Origin of the sequence: Mycobacterium palustre, assembly GCF_002101785.1 — a bacterium.
In the GTDB taxonomy this organism is placed as follows: Bacteria; Actinomycetota; Actinomycetes; order Mycobacteriales; family Mycobacteriaceae; genus Mycobacterium; species Mycobacterium palustre.
In genome coordinates this window covers 1-16,066 of record NZ_LQPJ01000097.1, presented here as the reverse complement: position 1 = coordinate 16,066, position 16,066 = coordinate 1, and the positions used below count along the sequence as shown (strand labels likewise).

At 71.1% G+C, this 16,066-nt stretch carries 14 protein-coding genes; 2 read left to right on the top strand and 12 right to left on the bottom strand.

Annotated features, from left to right (window positions below; genetic code table 11):
* The first annotated feature begins 48 nt into the window (after positions 1-48).
* Positions 49-897 (top strand): NAD-dependent protein deacetylase, encoded by an 849-nt coding sequence (locus AWC19_RS11330; protein WP_085078198.1) that lies wholly within the window; start codon positions 49-51, stop codon positions 895-897.
* Here AWC19_RS11330 and AWC19_RS11325 read toward each other — a convergent pair.
* The gene (locus AWC19_RS11325) at positions 894-2,153 is read right to left on the bottom strand and encodes a cytochrome P450 (protein ID WP_085078197.1); all 1,260 of its coding nucleotides are present in this window, start codon (positions 2,151-2,153) and stop codon (positions 894-896) included. The two genes, AWC19_RS11330 and AWC19_RS11325, sit on opposite strands and share 4 nt — an antisense overlap.
* A gap of 87 nt (positions 2,154-2,240) precedes the next feature.
* Here AWC19_RS11325 and AWC19_RS11320 point away from each other — a divergent pair, with 87 nt between their 5' ends.
* Positions 2,241-2,891, top strand: coding sequence for a TetR/AcrR family transcriptional regulator (locus AWC19_RS11320; protein WP_085078196.1), 651 nt, complete (start codon positions 2,241-2,243; stop codon positions 2,889-2,891).
* Between the two features lie 4 nt (positions 2,892-2,895).
* Here AWC19_RS11320 and proB read toward each other — a convergent pair whose 3' ends face one another.
* From proB to AWC19_RS11265, 11 genes are all read right to left on the bottom strand, one after another.
* The gene (gene proB / locus AWC19_RS11315; RefSeq protein ID WP_085078195.1) at positions 2,896-3,999 is read right to left on the bottom strand and encodes a glutamate 5-kinase; all 1,104 of its coding nucleotides are present in this window, start codon (positions 3,997-3,999) and stop codon (positions 2,896-2,898) included.
* A complete protein-coding gene (gene obgE / locus AWC19_RS11310) occupies positions 3,996-5,435 on the bottom strand; it encodes a GTPase ObgE (protein ID WP_085078194.1) in 1,440 nt (479 codons plus the stop codon). Before obgE ends, proB begins: the two co-directional genes overlap by 4 nt.
* An 81-nt stretch (positions 5,436-5,516) precedes the next feature.
* Positions 5,517-5,780: a 50S ribosomal protein L27 gene (gene rpmA / locus AWC19_RS11305; protein ID WP_085078193.1), complete on the bottom strand. Its 264-nt coding sequence runs from the start codon at positions 5,778-5,780 to the stop codon at positions 5,517-5,519.
* Positions 5,781-5,794: 14 nt separating this feature from the next.
* Entirely contained in the window at positions 5,795-6,106 is a 312-nt protein-coding gene (rplU, locus tag AWC19_RS11300) for a 50S ribosomal protein L21 (RefSeq protein WP_085078192.1), read from the bottom strand.
* Positions 6,107-6,327: 221 nt separating this feature from the next.
* Positions 6,328-9,072: a ribonuclease E gene (rne, locus tag AWC19_RS11295; protein ID WP_085078191.1), complete on the bottom strand. Its 2,745-nt coding sequence runs from the start codon at positions 9,070-9,072 to the stop codon at positions 6,328-6,330.
* Positions 9,073-9,412: 340 nt separating this feature from the next.
* Complete coding sequence (gene ndk, locus AWC19_RS11290; protein ID WP_085078190.1) at positions 9,413-9,823, bottom strand: nucleoside-diphosphate kinase; 411 nt, start codon at positions 9,821-9,823, stop codon at positions 9,413-9,415.
* A gap of 51 nt (positions 9,824-9,874) precedes the next feature.
* Positions 9,875-10,177 (bottom strand): DUF4233 domain-containing protein, encoded by a 303-nt coding sequence (locus tag AWC19_RS11285; protein ID WP_276042829.1) that lies wholly within the window; start codon positions 10,175-10,177, stop codon positions 9,875-9,877.
* Positions 10,178-10,230: 53 nt separating this feature from the next.
* Positions 10,231-11,682, bottom strand: a complete 1,452-nt coding sequence (folC, locus tag AWC19_RS11280; protein ID WP_085078188.1) for a bifunctional tetrahydrofolate synthase/dihydrofolate synthase — start codon at positions 11,680-11,682, stop codon at positions 10,231-10,233.
* Positions 11,679-14,336, bottom strand: a complete 2,658-nt coding sequence (locus tag AWC19_RS11275) for a valine--tRNA ligase (RefSeq protein ID WP_085078187.1) — start codon at positions 14,334-14,336, stop codon at positions 11,679-11,681. Before AWC19_RS11275 ends, folC begins: the two co-directional genes overlap by 4 nt.
* 26 nt (positions 14,337-14,362) lie before the next feature.
* Complete coding sequence (locus AWC19_RS11270; protein WP_085078186.1) at positions 14,363-15,622, bottom strand: saccharopine dehydrogenase family protein; 1,260 nt, start codon at positions 15,620-15,622, stop codon at positions 14,363-14,365.
* A gap of 94 nt (positions 15,623-15,716) precedes the next feature.
* Positions 15,717-16,066, bottom strand: a 350-nt coding sequence (locus AWC19_RS11265; protein ID WP_211284902.1) for a transglycosylase family protein, incomplete at its 5' end; no start/stop codon positions are given.

The following is a 16,066-nucleotide window of genomic DNA, read 5'->3' as shown; positions in this document are numbered from 1 at the left end:
TCGGCGCACCGCGGCGCCCGCTCGCCGGGGACGGCTACTCTCGAACGGGTGAGGGCACCCACCGCCGAATCGCCGGAGCTGGTGGCGCTGCTGGCCCGTCGCCGGGTGGCGGTGCTCACCGGGGCGGGGCTTTCCACCGACTCCGGCATCCCCGACTATCGGGGCCCCGACTCGCCGCCGAGCAATCCGATGACGATCGGCCAGTTCACCGCCGATCCGGCGTTCCGCCAGCGCTATTGGGCCCGCAACCACGTGGGGTGGCGGCACATGGACGACACCGCACCCAACGCCGGGCACCGGGCGCTGGCCGCGCTGGAAGACGCCGGGGTGGTGACCGGCGTGATCACCCAGAACGTCGACCTGCTGCACACCAAGGCCGGCAGCCGCAACGTCGTCAACCTGCACGGCACCTACGCGCGGGTGGTCTGCCTGGGCTGCGGGCACGCCATGAGCCGGGCGACCCTCGCCGACCGGCTCGAGCAACTCAACCCCGGGTTCATCGAGCGCGCCGAGGCGGTCGGCGGGCTGGCGGTGGCGCCCGACGCCGACGCCGTCGTCGCCGATACCGCGTCGTTCCGCTACCTGGACTGCCCGCGCTGCGGCGGCATGCTCAAGCCCGACATCGTCTACTTCGGCGAAAGCGTGCCCAAAGACGTTGTCGCGCGGGCTTATTCGCTGGTCGACGACGCCGAGGCGCTGCTGGTCGCCGGCTCGTCGCTGACCGTGTTCTCCGGCTACCGCTTCGTGCGTCACGCCGCGGCGCGGGGCATCCCGGTCGCGATCGTCAACCGCGGCCGCACCCGGGGCGACGACCTGGCCACCCTCAAGGTCGACGGCGGCTGCTCGGAGCTGTTGACGGTGCTGGCCACCGAACTGGGTGCGCTGTCCCTGGCCTAGAACGCGCAGGGCATGCTGCCGATGGCGTGCACGAAGTTGCCCGCCACATAGCTGGGATCGCCCGCCTGGATGTTCGGCAGCTGACGAAGCAACTCCCCGATGATGGCCCGCAGTTGCGCCCGGGCGACGTGGGCCCCCAGGCAGAAGTGCAGCCCACCGCCGCCGAAGCCGACGTGCGGGTTGGGGTTGCGGCTCAGGTCCAAGCGCTCCGGATGCTCGAACGCCTCGGGGTCGAAGTTCCCGGACGAATAGAACATCACCACCTTCTCCCCCGCCAGGATGGTCTGGCCGCCGAGCTCGAAATCCGTTGCGGCCGTGCGACGAAAAGTCATCACCGGCGTGGCCCACCGGATGAACTCCTCGACCGCGGTGCCGATCCGGTTGTCGAAATCCGCGACCAGCCAGGCCCGCTGGTCTGCGAAGTCGGTGAGCGCCTTCAGCGCGTGGCTAATGGTCTGGCGGGTGGTGTCGTTGCCGGCCACCGACAGCAGCACGAAGAACGCCGCCACCTCGGCGTCGGTCAGCCGGTCGCCGTCCACCTCGGCGTGCACCAGGCTGCTGATCAGGTCGTCACCGGGGCGGTCGCGGCGCTCGGCGGCCAGCGCGCCGGCCAGCTGGTGCACGTACGTTTGGTGCTCCATCAGCACTTCCAGCGGATGGCGGCCGCCGAGGTAGGCGGGGTCGGCCCACGACACCATGGCGTCGGTGGCCTGCGCCAGGCGCTCCCGCTCGGACTCGGGGACCCCGACCATGTCCGAGAGGGTGCGGATGGGCAGTTCCTTGGCGCAGTGCTCGACGAAATCGGCCCCGCTGCCCGCGGCCCGCAGCTCCCCGACGATGGTCTTGGCGTTCGCCTTGATCGAATCCTCGATGCGGCGGACCTGCCGCGGGCTGAGCGCGGCGTGGGCGAGCTTGCGCAGCTTGGTGTGCCGCGGCGGGTCCATGGCCAGGAAGGACTGCGACGCTTCGAGCAGCTCGGCGGGGATGTTCTCGAACATCACGCCTTTACCGGACAGGAACACCTCGTTGTTGCGGCTGACCGTGACGATGTCCGCGCGCCGGGTGACCGCCCAAAAGCCGGGATCGTCGGGATCGGGCATCAGCGCGTCTTCGACCGGCGGATGCCAGCTCACCGGCCGCTCGGCCCGCAGCACCGCGAACGAACGTTCCCGCTCCTTTGCGGTGGTCGACCAGAACGCCCGCGATGACAGGTCGATGGCGTCGTAGGCGCGGGCAGTGGCAGGCATCGCCGTCATGGAACCCTCCAGCAGACCGGAACGGATCGACAATATGCCTAGACATAATGTCTAGTCAACCCGTTGACCGTCGATTATGCTGGGCAAATGCCGTCGGTCACCCGCAAGCCGCAGGCGCGTCGCGAGCAGGGACGCCAGCAGCGCCGAGAGCAACTGGAGCGCCGGTTGCTGGAGGCCACCGATCGGCTGATGCGCGACGGCGCCAGCTTCACCGAGCTCAGCGTGGACCGGTTGTCGAGCGAGGCGGGAATCTCGCGCGCCAGCTTCTACATCTACTTCGAGGACAAGGGCCACCTGCTGCGCCGGCTGGCCGGCCAGGTGTTCACCGATCTGGCCGACAGCGCGGACCGCTGGTGGCGCGTGGCGGCGCGGCGCGACCCAGAGGACGCCCGCGCCGCATTCGCCGGCATCATCGCCACCTACCGCCGGCACCAGCCGGTGCTGGTCGCGCTCAACGAGATGGCCGGCTACGACCCCGTGGTCGGGGCGACCTACCGCAACCTGCTGACCGCGATCACGGGCCGGATGACCCGGCTGATCGAGGACGGCCAGGCCGACGGGTCCATCCGCCCGGAGCTGCCCGCGGCCACCACGGCCAGCGCGCTGACCTGGATGGTGGAGCGTGCGTGCCAGCAGAACCTGCCGACGGCCCCGGCATCCCACGACGCGGAGCTGGCCGCGACGCTGGCCGAAATCACCTGGAACACCCTGTATCTCAAGCCGATGTCGGCGGGCTGACGCGTCACACCGCCACCAGGTCGTCGGCGTGCACCGCGGGGCGCCGCAGCTCGCCGGGCAGCTCGGAAGTCGACCGGCCCATCATGGTGGCCAGCTCGGCCGCATCGTAGGCGACGACGCCGCGCGCCACCATCGCCGCGTCCGGCCCGCGCAACTCGACGACATCCCCGGCGTAGAACCGGCCGGTGACCGCGGTGATGCCGGCGGCCAGCAGCGAGCGGCGCTGGCGCACGACGGCGCGCACCGCGCCCTCGTCGAGGATCAGCGAACCGGCCGCCTCGGCGGCGTAGCGCACCCAGAACCGCCGGGCCGACATGCGGACCGGCCGGGCGGCGAACACCGTGCCGGTCGCGGCGTCGGTGAGCGCGGTGGCGGCATCGGCCGCGGCGGCCAGCAGGACCGGGACCCCGGCGTCGGCGGCCAGCAGCGCCGACGACATCTTCGACGCCATTCCGCCGGTGCCCAGGTCGCTGCCCGGGCCGGCGACCACACCGTCCAGGTCGGCCGCGCTCGACACCTCGGGAATGAACTTGGCGCCCTTAGACTTTCGGGGATCGGAGTCGTACAGGCCGTCGATGTCGGACAGCAACACCAGCGCCTCGGCGCCGGTCAGGTGGGCCACCAGCGCCGAGAGGCGGTCGTTGTCGCCGAACCGGATCTCGTTGGTGGCCACCGTGTCGTTCTCGTTGACGATCGCCACCGCGTGCAGCGCGCGCAGCCGGTCGAGGGTGCGCTGGGCGTTGGTGTGCGAGGCCCGCACCGAGATGTCGTGCGCGGTCAGCAGCACCTGCCCGACGGTGCGGCCGTAGCGGGCGAACGCTGAACTCCACGAGTTCACCAGCGCCACCTGCCCCACGCTGGCCGCGGCCTGCTTGGTCGCCAAATCCTTGGGGCGCCGGGACAACCCGAGCGGTTCGATGCCGGCGGCGATGGCACCCGACGACACGATCACCACGTCGGTGCCGGCCTTCATACGCGCCTCGATGGCGTCGGCGAGCCCGGCGAGCCGGCCGGCGTCGAATACCCCCGACGGGGTGGTCAGCGCGTTGGTCCCGACCTTGACCACCAGGCTGCGCGCCGTTCGGATGGCTTCGCGATGGGGGCTCACGACGGGTCACCGGGTTGCCGGCGTTGCCGGCGCGCGGCCTTGCGCTCGGCGGCGCCGACGCGTTCGCTGCGTTCCAGCCGCGCGTCGGTGCCCCGGCCAGACAGCGCAACCTGTTGTCCGGCAGGCGTTTGCGGCTCCCAGTCGAACGTCATGTCTCCGATGGTCACGGCGCACCCGGGTTTGGCACCCAGCCGCAGCAGCTCGTCTTCCACGCCCAACCGCGCCAGGCGGTCGGCGAGGTAGCCGACGGCCTCGTCGTTGTCGAAGTTGGTCTGGCCGACCCAGCGTTCGGGCCGCGCGCCGGTGACGACGAAGCCGCCGTGCCCGTCGGGTTCGACGGTGAACCCGCTCTCGTCGACCGGGACCGGGCGAATCACCGGCCGGCGCGCCACGATCTGCGGCCGGGCGGCGTGGTAGTCGGAGATCATCCGCCACAGGCCGAAGATCAACGGCTGCAAGCCTTCCCGCGTCACCGTGGACACGGCGAACACCGGCCAGCCGCGCCCGGCGATCTCGTCGTGGACGAATTCGGCGAGCTCGCGGGCCTCGGGCACGTCGATCTTGTTGAGCACCACCGCCCGCGGCCGCTCGGCGAGGTCCTCCAGCGCCGCGCCCTGCAGCGTCGGCGTATACGCGGCCAGTTCGGCCTCCAGCGCGTCGATGTCGGAGATCGGGTCGCGGCCCGGTTCGGCGGTGGCGCAGTCGACGACGTGCACCAGCACGGCGCACCGCTCGATATGGCGCAAAAAGTCCAGGCCCAGGCCGCGGCCTTGGGACGCGCCCGGGATCAGCCCGGGCACGTCGGCGACGGTGAAGGTGTGCTCGCCCGCCGACACCACGCCGAGGTTGGGCACCAGCGTGGTGAACGGGTAGTCGGCGATCTTGGGCTTGGCCGCCGAAATCGCGGACACCAGTGAGGATTTCCCGGCGGAGGGAAAGCCGATCAGGCCGGCGTCGGCGACGGTCTTGAGCTCGAGCGTCAGGTCGCGGGCCTGGCCCGGCTCGCCCAGCAGCGCAAACCCCGGGGCCTTGCGGGCCCGCGACGCCAGCGCGGCGTTGCCCAGGCCGCCGCGGCCGCCGGCGGCGGCTTCGAAGCGGGTGCCGGCGCCCACCAGGTCGGCCAGCATCCGGCCGTTTTCGTCCAGGACGACGGTGCCGTCGGGGACCTTGACCTCCAAGTCGGCGCCGGCGGCGCCGTCGCGGTTGTTGCCCATCCCCTGTTTGCCCGACGGCGCGGTGACGTGCGGGTGGAAATGGAAGTCCAGCAGGGTGTGCACCTGGGGGTCGACGACCAGGACGACGCTGCCGCCGCGGCCCCCGTTGCCGCCGTCGGGACCGCCCAGCGGCTTGAATTTCTCGCGATGGACCGACGCGCAGCCGTTACCGCCCGAGCCGGCCCGCGCGTGGATGACGACGCGATCGACAAACCGAGGCATCGGCGGTCCTCTCGCTCGCCGAACGTGCAGCTACTGCGAGATTCGCCTCGAATTATCGCAGTGAGTGCACGCTCGCGACGCTCAGTCGGCCTGACCGGCCGCGACGATGCTGACGGTCTTGCGTCCGCGCTTGACCCCGAACTCGACGGCCCCGGACTCCTTGGCGAACAAGGTGTCGTCGCCGCCGCGCCCGACGCCGGCTCCGGGGTGGAACTTGGTGCCGCGCTGGCGGATCAGGATTTCGCCGGCCTTGACGACCTGGCCACCGAACCGCTTGACGCCCAGCCGCTGCGCGGCCGAATCCCGGCCGTTACGCGAGCTGGAGGCGCCCTTCTTGTGTGCCATCTGTGTCGCCTTCCCTACTTGATCCCGGTGACCTTCAGGACCGTCAGCTGCTGACGGTGGCCCTGGCGCTTGTGGTAGCCGGTCTTGTTCTTGAACTTGTGGATGCGGATCTTGGGGCCCTTGGTGTGCTCGAGCACCTCGCCGGTCACCGCGACCTTGGCCAGCGCGCTGGCGTCGCTCGTCACCGTGGCGCCGTCGACGACCAGGGTGACCGGCAGCGACACGTTCGAGCCGGGCTCGGAGTCGAGCTTTTCGACCTTGACCACGTCCCCGACGGCGACCTTGTACTGCTTGCCGCCCGTCTTGACGATTGCGTAGGTCGCCATCGTTGCTCCTGCCTTACTCTGCTCAGCCGGCGCTTCGCGCGCGTGCCACCGGCGTGTACGTGGTGGGTCTGGGATGCGGGTCCGCCCCCGGCAACAACCCGGGCCCGGCGGTCCCGCCCGTCGCCGGCCACACACTGATCGGCCTGGCGACAACTGTCCAAGGGTACTTGACCAGCGGCTACAGGGTCAAACCGGCCGCGCCGGCCGCGCGGCGCAGCAGGTCAGTCCGCGTGGATCGGCGGCCCGGCCGGCCGGCCCGCCGCGCGTCGCCGCCGCGGACGTGCGAATGGCGCCCCGCCGTCGACGCCCGCCGCCGCCGGGTGGCCCGCGTCGTCGTCGCCGTTCTCGTCGTCGTCGGAATCCGCGTCGTCCAGGTCGTCGTCGTCGATGTCGAGATCCTCGTCTTCGTCGTCGAGGTCGTCGTCGAGGTCCTCGTCGTCGAGCTCGTCCTCGTCGTCGGTGTCCTCGTCGGTGTCCTCGAAGTCGTCCTGGTCGGCGTCCTCGAGGGCGGCCGGCCGCTCGTCGGGCTCGGTCTCGGTCGCGGTCTCAGCCTCGAAGGCCTCCTCGGCGGGCTCGTCGGATCGCGCGCCGTCACCGGCGGCGCCCGACGCGCCGGAGGCACCGGCGGCCATCGCCTTGAACATCGGGTGCTCACCGGGGGCGTGCGCGGGCACCTTGGCCACGACGGGCTGGCCGGCGGGCTCCTCGGACCGGCCCTTCTTCGACCGCCTGCCCCGGCGACCCCCGGATTCGGATTTGCGCCCGTTCGTCGGGGCCGAATCGACGGGGTCGGCGTGCAGCAGGATCCCGCGGCCGCCGCAGTGGGGACACGACGTCGAAAACGCCTCGATGAGCCCGGTCCCCAGGCGCTTGCGGGTCAGCTGCACCAAGCCGAGCGAGGTCACCTCGGACACCTGGTGGCGGGTGCGGTCGCGGGCCAGCGCCTCGGTCAGCCGGCGCAGCACCAGGTCGCGGTTGGATTCCAGCACCATGTCGATGAAGTCGATAACCACGATGCCGCCGATGTCGCGCAGCCGCAGCTGGCGCACGATCTCCTCGGCGGCCTCGAGGTTGTTCTTGGTCACCGTCTGCTCGAGGTTGCCGCCGGAACCGGTGAACTTTCCGGTGTTGACGTCGATGACCGTCATCGCCTCGGTGCGGTCGATCACCAGCGTGCCGCCCGAGGGCAGCCACACCTTGCGGTCCATCGCCTTGGCGAGCTGCTCGTCGATGCGATGGACGGCGAACACGTCGGGCGGCGGCACACCGTCGGAAGACTCGGCGGGCCCGTACTTGGTGAGCTTTGAAAGCAGTTCGGGGGCAACGGAATTCACGTACTCGTTGATCGTGTTCCAGGCCTCGTCGCCGGACACGATGAGCCCGGCGAAGTCCTCGTTGAACAGGTCGCGGATGACCTTGACCAGCACGTCGGGCTCTTCGTAGAGCGCCACCGCGGCACCGGCGGCCTTCTGCTTGGTCTCGGCCGCCTTGGCCTGGATTTGTTCCCAGCGCTCCTGCAGCCGGGTGACGTCCTTGCGGATGTCCTCCTCTTTGACCCCCTCGGACGCGGTGCGGATGATCACCCCGGCGTCCGACGGCACCACATCGCGCAGGATTTCCTTGAGCCGCTGGCGTTCGGTGTCGGGCAGCTTGCGGCTGATCCCGGTCGACGAGGCGCCCGGCACGTAGACCAGGAAGCGGCCCGCCAGCGACACCTGCGTCGTGAGCCGGGCGCCCTTGTGCCCCACCGGGTCCTTGCTGACCTGGACCACGACGTAGTCTCCGGGTTTGAGGGCCTGTTCGATCTTGCGGTCGGAGCCGCCCAGCCCCGCGGCCTCCCAGTTGACTTCCCCGGCGTAGAGCACGCCGTTGCGGCCGCGGCCGATGTCGACGAAGGCCGCCTCCATCGACGGCAGCACGTTCTGCACGATCCCCAGGTAGATGTTGCCGACCAGGGACGCCGAGGCGGCGGACGTCACGAAGTGCTCGACGACGATCCCGTCCTCGAGGACCGCGATCTGGGTGTAGCGCGATCCCGGGTGGGGCGGCTCGGTGCGGACCCGGTCGCGCACCACCATCACCCGTTCGACGGCCTCGCGGCGCGCCAGGAACTCGGCCTCGGTCAGCACCGGGGGGCGGCGCCGGCCGGCGTCGCGGCCGTCGCGCCGGCGTTGCCGCTTGGCCTCCAGCCTCGTGGAGCCGTCGATGCCCTTGATCTCGGTGCTGGCCGAGCCGTTGGACCCGTCGTCGCCGGCCTTGCCGCTGCGGGGCGGCCGCTCGTGCACCACGGTGTTGGGCGGGTCATCGGGCGACGGGCTGTCGTCACCGTCGTCGCCCGCGCCGGACTTGCGGCGCCGGCGCCGCCGGCGGCGGCGGGTGGCCGCCTCCGAGGAGCCGTTCTCGTCGTCACCGGCGTCGGAATCATCGGACTCGTCCGAGTCGGCGTCCTCCGAGTCACCCGCCTCGTCCTCGGCGTCCTGGCCGTCGGGTCCGCTCTGTTCGCCGCGCCCGCGGCCCCGGCCCCGGCGGCCGCGCCGGCGGCGCCGGTTGGCGGGCCGGTCGGCCTGGTCGTCCTCGTCGTAGGAGTCGTCCGAGTCGGCGTCCTCGGCGTCACCGCCGTCGTCGATGTGCACCGGCTGCGGCGCGACGAACAGCGGCATGTACTCGGCCGGCTCGGTCGAGCTGCGCAGCAGCAGCGGCTGCTGGGCGACCGGCGCGCTGCTGAAGCCCGGGATGTTGGGCAGGGGCTTGGCGAAGATCAGGTCACGGACCCGCAGGGCGTCCTCGCGGTCCACGCCGGACTGCACGTTGCGGGCCCGCCCGTCGATCGCGACGAGCGCGTCGAGCACCTCCTTGTTGGTGCTGCCCAGCGCCCGGGCCAGCTGGTGGACCCTCAGTCGGTCCGGCAGGTCCTCGTGCTGGACCGGCTCTTGTGATGGGTCTTTAGGTGGTGCACCGTCTACCACGTATTCTCCTTAAGCCCCCGGGCGCGTCGTGCGACGCGGCCACGCGAGGGCTTCGTTATGGGCCCGGGTCGCTTCTCCCCGGGCTTGTGATGGTCTCGCCCCGGGCGGCTCAGGTAGAACTCGCTCGGCGCCGTGCTGAATGACGGCCTGACATGCGGCGGAACATTGCGGAGCCGCGATGGTCGCGCTTGTCTAAGTCTTCATTCGGGCGTCCGACGCCGGTCCGGCGACGTTCACCCGCTGTCAGTATCCCACATCACCCGGCGAACCCGATCCCACCCGATCGGGCCGGCCGAGCAAACCCACTCACCGCGCCGGCGCGGCGGCGATGCGCCCAGCGCTAAACGCCGGGGAACCAGAGGGCAATCTCGCGCTTGGCGGAATCGACCGAATCGGACCCGTGCACCAGGTTGAACTGGGTTTCCAGCCCGAAATCGCCGCGAATAGTGCCCGGCGCGGCCTTGTCCACCGGGTCGGTGCCACCGGCGAGCTGGCGAAACGCCGCGATCGCGCGCGGCCCCTCCACGATCGCCGCCACCACGGGACCCGACGTGATGAACTCCAGCAACGACGGAAAGAACGGCTTGCCCTCGTGTTCGGCGTAGTGTTCGCTGGCCAGCTGCTCGCCGACCTGCCGCAGCTCGAGCGCCACGATGGTTAGGCCTTTTCGTTCGATGCGGCCGATGATCTCGCCGATCAGGTGCCGCTCGACCGCGTCCGGCTTGATCAATACCAGGGTCCGTTCGGTCACGGCGCACAGCGTACAGAACCGATCGCCGGTTGCCGCGCGGCGAGGCGGCCGCTACTGCTGCCTACGCAGGACCTCGGCCCGGAAGTAGGCGATCAGGGCCCACAGGCCGGTAAACAGCACCCCGAGGACGCCGACCCCGGGGTAGACCGCGAAGCCGGCGAGCAGGATTACCTGGACGCCCAGGTTGACCCAGATCGCCCAGGGCCTGCGCTGCAGCCCGGCGAGCGCGATCAGCAGCGCGGCCAGGCCGATCAGGTAGGTCAGCGACGCGGCGGTCAGGCCGCCGCCGACCGCGCCGACGACCGGGATGGCCAGCAGCACCACGACCGCCTCGAGGAGCAGCGTCGCGGCCATCACGGCGCCGAAGCTCTTCCACGGGTCGGCCCGCGGCGCGGGATTCTGCTCGGTCACGCCGGATCACGACCGAACAGCGTGCGCGCGGCGCCGGCGGTCACGACCGAGCCAGTGATGACGATGCCCGTTCCGGAGGAGGCGCCGGCCGCGTCGTCGGCCGAGGAGTCGTCGACCATCGCCGTCGCGACATCGATTGCGTCGCGCAAGTTTTCGGCGGTCGTCACGCGATCGGGGCCGAACCGCTCGCCCGCCGCCAGTGCCAGCGATTCCACGTCGAGGGCGCGCGGCGAGCCGTTGTGGGTGACGACGACGGCGTCGAACGCGGGCTCCAGCGCGGCGAGGATGCCGTCCACGTCCTTGTCGGCCATGATGCTGAGCACGCCGACCAGGAAGCGAAAGTCGAATTCGTCGACCAGCGTGCGCGCCAGCGCCGCCGCGCCGGCCGGGTTGTGGGCGGCGTCGAGGAACACCGTGGGCGCGCTGCGCATCCGCTCCAGCCGGCCGGGGCTGGTGACGGACGCGAAACCGGCCCGGACCGCGTCCGCGTCAAGCTGGCGCTGCGCGCCGGCGCCGAAGAACGCCTCGACCGCGGCCAGCGCCACGGCCGCGTTGTGCGCCTGGTGCTCGCCGTGCAGCGGCAGGTAGACGTCGGAGTACACGCCGCCGAGGCCCTGCAGCTGCAGCACCTGGCCGCCGATCGCGACCTGGCGGCCCAGGACCGCGAACTCCGAGTCCTCGCGGGCCACCGCGGCGTCGGCGCGCACCGATTCGGCCAGCAGCACCTCCATCGCCGGGGGAGCCTGGCGGGCGATGACGGCGACCGTGTCGGGCGCGCCCTCGGCGGCTTTGGCGATGACGCCGGCCTTCTCGCCGGCGATCCCGGCGAGGTCGTCGCCCAGGTAGTCGACGTGGTCGACGCCGACCGGGGTGATCACGGCGACCGGCGCGTTGACGACGTTGGTGGCGTCCCACCGCCCGCCCAAGCCGACCTCGACGACCGCGACGTCGACGGGCGCGTCGGCGAACGCGGCGAACGCCATCGCGGTGAGCACCTCGAACTTGCTCATCGCCGGACCGCCCGCGGCTTCGGACTGCTTGTCGACGAGCTGCACGAACGGCTCGATCTCCCGGTAGACCTCCACGTAGCGCGCCGGGGTGATCGGCGCTCCGTCGATGGCGATGCGTTCCACCACCGACTGCAGGTGTGGGCTGGTGGTCCGGCCGGTGCGCCGACCCAGGGCGGTCACCAGCGCGTCGACCATCCGCGCCACCGAGGTCTTGCCGTTGGTGCCCGCGATGTGAATCGACGGGTAGCCGAGTTGCGGCGAGCCCAGCAGGTCCATCAAGGCGCTGATCCGGGTCAGGCTCGGCTCGATTTTGGTTTCCGGCCAGCGCTGATCGAGCAGGTGCTCGACCTGCAGCAGGGACGCGATCTCATCCGGTGTCGGAGCTGTGCCGGTCCCGGCGCCGGCGCCGGCTTCCCATTCGGGCGGCTCGAAAGTCATTGCAGCCCGGCCAGCCTCGCGGTGATTCGGTCCGTTTCCTCCTGGGCCACGCGCTGGCGCTCGCGGATCTTGCCGACGACGTGTTCGGGCGCCTTGGCCAAAAAGTCCGCGTTGGCCAGCTTGGCGGCCGTCGACGCCAGCTCCTTTTGCGCGGCGGCCAGGTCTTTCTCGAGCCGGCGGCGCTCGGCGGCGACGTCGATGGTGCCCGACGTGTCGAGCTCGACGACGACGGTGTTGTTCAGCTTGGGGCCCAGCCGGACTTCCAGCGACACCGACGGCGTGAAGTCGTCCCCCGGTGCGGTGAGCCAGGCCAGCGAGGTCACCGCGGCCACCTGCCCGCCGAGGTCCGACTCCTCGACGCCGGCCAGCCGGGCCGGCACCTTCTGCCGGTCGGCCAGACCCTGGTCGCTGCGGAACCGGCGCACCTCGGTGACCAGCCTCTGCATGTCGGTGATCCGTTGGGTGGCAACGGGATCCAGCGCGATGCCGGACGGCTGTGGCCACTCGGCGATCACCAGCGACTCCTGGTCGGTGAGCGCCTGCCACAGCGCCTCGGTGAGGAATGGGATGACCGGATGCAGCAATCGCAGCAGCGTGTCGAGCACCGCGGCCAGCACGGCGGTGGTATGGGTGAATCCCTCGGCGAGCTGGGTCTTGGCCAGTTCGACGTACCAGTCGCAGAACTCGTCCCACGCGAAGTGGTAGAGCGATTCGCAGACGCGGCTGAACTCATAGCCGTCGAAGGCCGAATCCACCTCGGCGCGAACCTCTTCCAGCCGCCCGAGAATCCAGCGATCGGCGTCGGTCAGCTGGTCGTGCGGCGGTAGCGGCGCGAGCCGGGCGCCGTTGAGCAGCGCGTACCGGGTGGCGTTGAACAGCTTGGTGCCGAAGTTGCGGGACGCCCGCACGGCGTCCTCGCTGACGGCCAGGTCCCCGCCGGGGCTGGCACCGCGCGCCAGGGTGAACCGCAGCGCGTCGGCCCCGAACGTGTCCACCCAGTCCAGCGGGTCGATGACGTTGCCCTTGGACTTGCTCATCTTGCGGCCGGACTCGTCACGGATCAGCCCGTGCAAAAAGACGTCGGTGAAAGGCACCTGCGGGCCGCGCCGGCCGCCGAGCGTGATGGCGTCGTCGCCGCCGACGAACGTGCCGAACATCATCATCCGCGCGACCCAAAAGAACAGGATGTCGTAGCCGGTGACCAAAACGCTTGTCGGGTAGAACTTTTCCAGCTCAGGGGTCCGTTCGGGCCAGCCCAGGGTGGAGAACGGCCACAGCCCCGACGAGAACCAGGTGTCAAGCACGTCGGGATCCTGCTCCCAGCCCTCCGGGGGTGTCTCGTCCGGGCCGACGCACACCTGCTCGCCGCCCGGCCCGTACCAGATCGGGATGCGGTGGCCCCACCACAGCTGCCGCGAGATGCACCAGTCGTGCATGTCGTCGACCCAGGCGAACCAGCGGGACTCCATGCTGGCGGGGTGAATCACGGTGTCGCCGTTGCGGACCGCGTCCCCGGCGGCCTTGGCCAGCGATTCCACCCGGACCCACCACTGCAGCGACAGCCGCGGCTCGATCGGCTCGCCGCTGCGCTCCGAATGCCCGACGCTGTGCAGGTACGGGCGCTTCTCGGCCACGACCCGGCCCTGGGCGGCCAGCGCCTCGCGCACGGCGACCCGGGCTTCGAACCGATCCATGCCGTCGAATTGCGTTGCGGTGCCGGCGATCCGGCCCTTGGTATCCATGATCGAGATCATCGGCAGCTGGTGGCGCAGGCCGATCTCGAAGTCGTTCGGGTCATGCGCGGGCGTGACTTTGACTGCGCCCGTGCCGAACTCGGGGTCGACGTGCTCGTCGGCGACGACGAGCAGCTGCCGGTCCACGAACGGATGCGGCAGGCTGGTGCCGACCAGGGCGCGGTAACGCTCGTCGTCGGGGTGCACCGCGATCGCGGTGTCGCCGAGCATCGTCTCGACCCGGGTGGTGGCGACCACGATGTGTGGCTGGTCGTCGTCGAGGGAGCCGTAGCGGAACGACACCAGCTCCCCCTCGATCTCCTCGTAGTTGACCTCGATGTCGGAGAGCGCGGTCTGCAGCGTCGGCGACCAATTCACCAGCCGCTCGGCGCGATAGATCAGCCCGGCGTCGTAGAGGCGCTTGAATATGGTGCGCACCGCCCGCGACAGGCCCTCGTCCATGGTGAACCGGTCGCGGCTCCAGTCCACGCCGTCGCCGAGCCGGCGCATCTGGCCGCCGATGGCGCCCCCGGACTCGCGCTTCCAGTCCCACACCTTCTCCACGAACAGCTCGCGACCGAAGTCCTCCTTGGTCTTGCCGTCGAGCGCGAGCTGCTTTTCCACCACGCTTTGGGTCGCGATGCCCGCATGGTCCATGCCCGGCTGCCACAGCACCTCATAACCCTGCATGCGCTTGCGGCGGGTCAGGGCGTCCATCATGGTGTGTTCCAGCGCGTGGCCCATGTGCAGGCTGCCCGTGACGTTCGGCGGCGGCAGCACGATCGAGTAGGCGGGTTTGCCGCTGCGGGGGTCGGCCGTGAAGTAGCCGGCCTCCAGCCACTTCTGGTAGATCGGGCCCTCCATCGCAGCGGGGTCCCACGACTTGGGCAGGTCGGCGGCGGGGCTGCGGCTGGCGGTCACCGGTCAATTCTAGGGAGCCGCGGCGGTCACCCGCCGAGCCGGTCGACCTGCAGGGACACCCCGGCGGCCGGCAAGCGCGCCAGCAACGCGTCGCCCATCGCCGCCGCCGGAGTCAGCACACCGCGCAGGTCGGAGAGCTTGTCGCGGTCGAGCGCGAGCGCCAGCCCGCATTCCCCCAGCAGCACCGAGGTCGCCTTGTAGCCGGGGTCGCCCCGCTGCTGCATGCGCGCCGCGTAGCGGGCGCCGCTGGTCGTGGTGGTGTATGTCTCGATGCGGTAGTAACCCCGCTCCCGGGTCCGCTCGCTGGGACCGGTGCCCGGCTTGGGTAACACCCGTTCCACCAGGCGGCGCGGCAGCAGCCGGAAGTAGCGGCTGCCCAGCTCGAACATCGCGTTCCCGAGGCCGCCGAAGACGGCCGAGGCCACCGGCGCCAGCACCGACGAGCCGACGCTCATGTTCTCGTCGTAGCGGAACCGCCGGCCGTATGCCCAGTCCAGCAGCGCGTTGCTGCGGCGCACGATCCTCGTGTTGTAGGGCGCCATCATGAAGCCCGCGGTCCACACCCCGGACAGTTCGGGGGCCAGGCGGTCGCCGCGGCGCCACGGCAGGTCGGGCTGCGGGCCGAAGTCGGGTTCGGCGGCGCGGTCGGTGCTCAACGTGTAGGGGTCGGCGAGCCGGCGGCGCGCCTCGGGGTCGGTCGAGGAGGTGTGCAGGACTTCGACCAGGGTGGCGATGGTGCCGCCGGAAAGGCCACCGCGCAGGGAACGCACCACGAAGTGGGTGTCGCCGAGCTCGCCGGCGCCGTCCCGCTGGGCGGCCCGGTACAGCGCGTACACGGTCAGGTCGGAGGGCACCGAGTCGAAGCCGCAGGCGTGCACGATGCGGGCGCCGGTGTCGGCGGCCTGCTTGTGGTGCAGGTCGATGCTGTCGCGCACGAAGAGCGCCTCCCCGGTCAGGTCCGCGTAATCGGTGCCGGCCGCCGCGCACGCGGCCACCAGTGGCATCCCGTAGTGCGTGTAGGGGCCGACCGTGGTGACGACGACCCGCGTCCGGGCGGCCATTTCGCTCAGCGTCGACGGCGACGCGGCGTCGGCGGTCAGCACCGGCCAGCCGCGCCCGGATTCCGGCAGCGCGTCGCGCACGGCGCGCAATCGATCCGCCGACCTGCCGGCCAGCGCGATCCGCGCGCCGGCCGCCGCGCGGGCCAGGTAGTCGGCGGTCAGCTTCCCGACGAAGCCGGTCGCCCCGTACACGACGATGTCGAACTCGCGCGGCGTTGCGGTCACCGGCCCGACGCTACCGGAGCCGCGGACCCAGGAAAGACAAGGAATGCCGGGCACGAGGCCCGGCATTCCTTTACTGGCTACCCGCGACGAGGGCTCAGCCGCGGCGGCCGCAGACCGGCCACGCGCCGATGCCCTGGCTGCGCAGGACGTTCTCGGCAACCCGGATCTGCTCCTCGCGGCTGGCGTTCGCCGGCGAGCCCGACCCGCCGTTGGCGTGCCAGGTGCTCGACGTGAACTGCAGGCCACCCGAGAAGCCGTTACCGGTGCTGATGCTCCAGTTACCGCCCGACTCGCACTGGGCGATGGCGTCCCAGTTGACGCTGTACGCCTTGTGCGCCGCCGGGGGCGGCGGGGCGTCGGGCGCCGGGGGCGGCGGGACGTTGAGGTCGAAGCCCGCAGGGGTCGCCGGGGTGTCGACCGGCGCCAAGGCGTCCGGAACGGCGG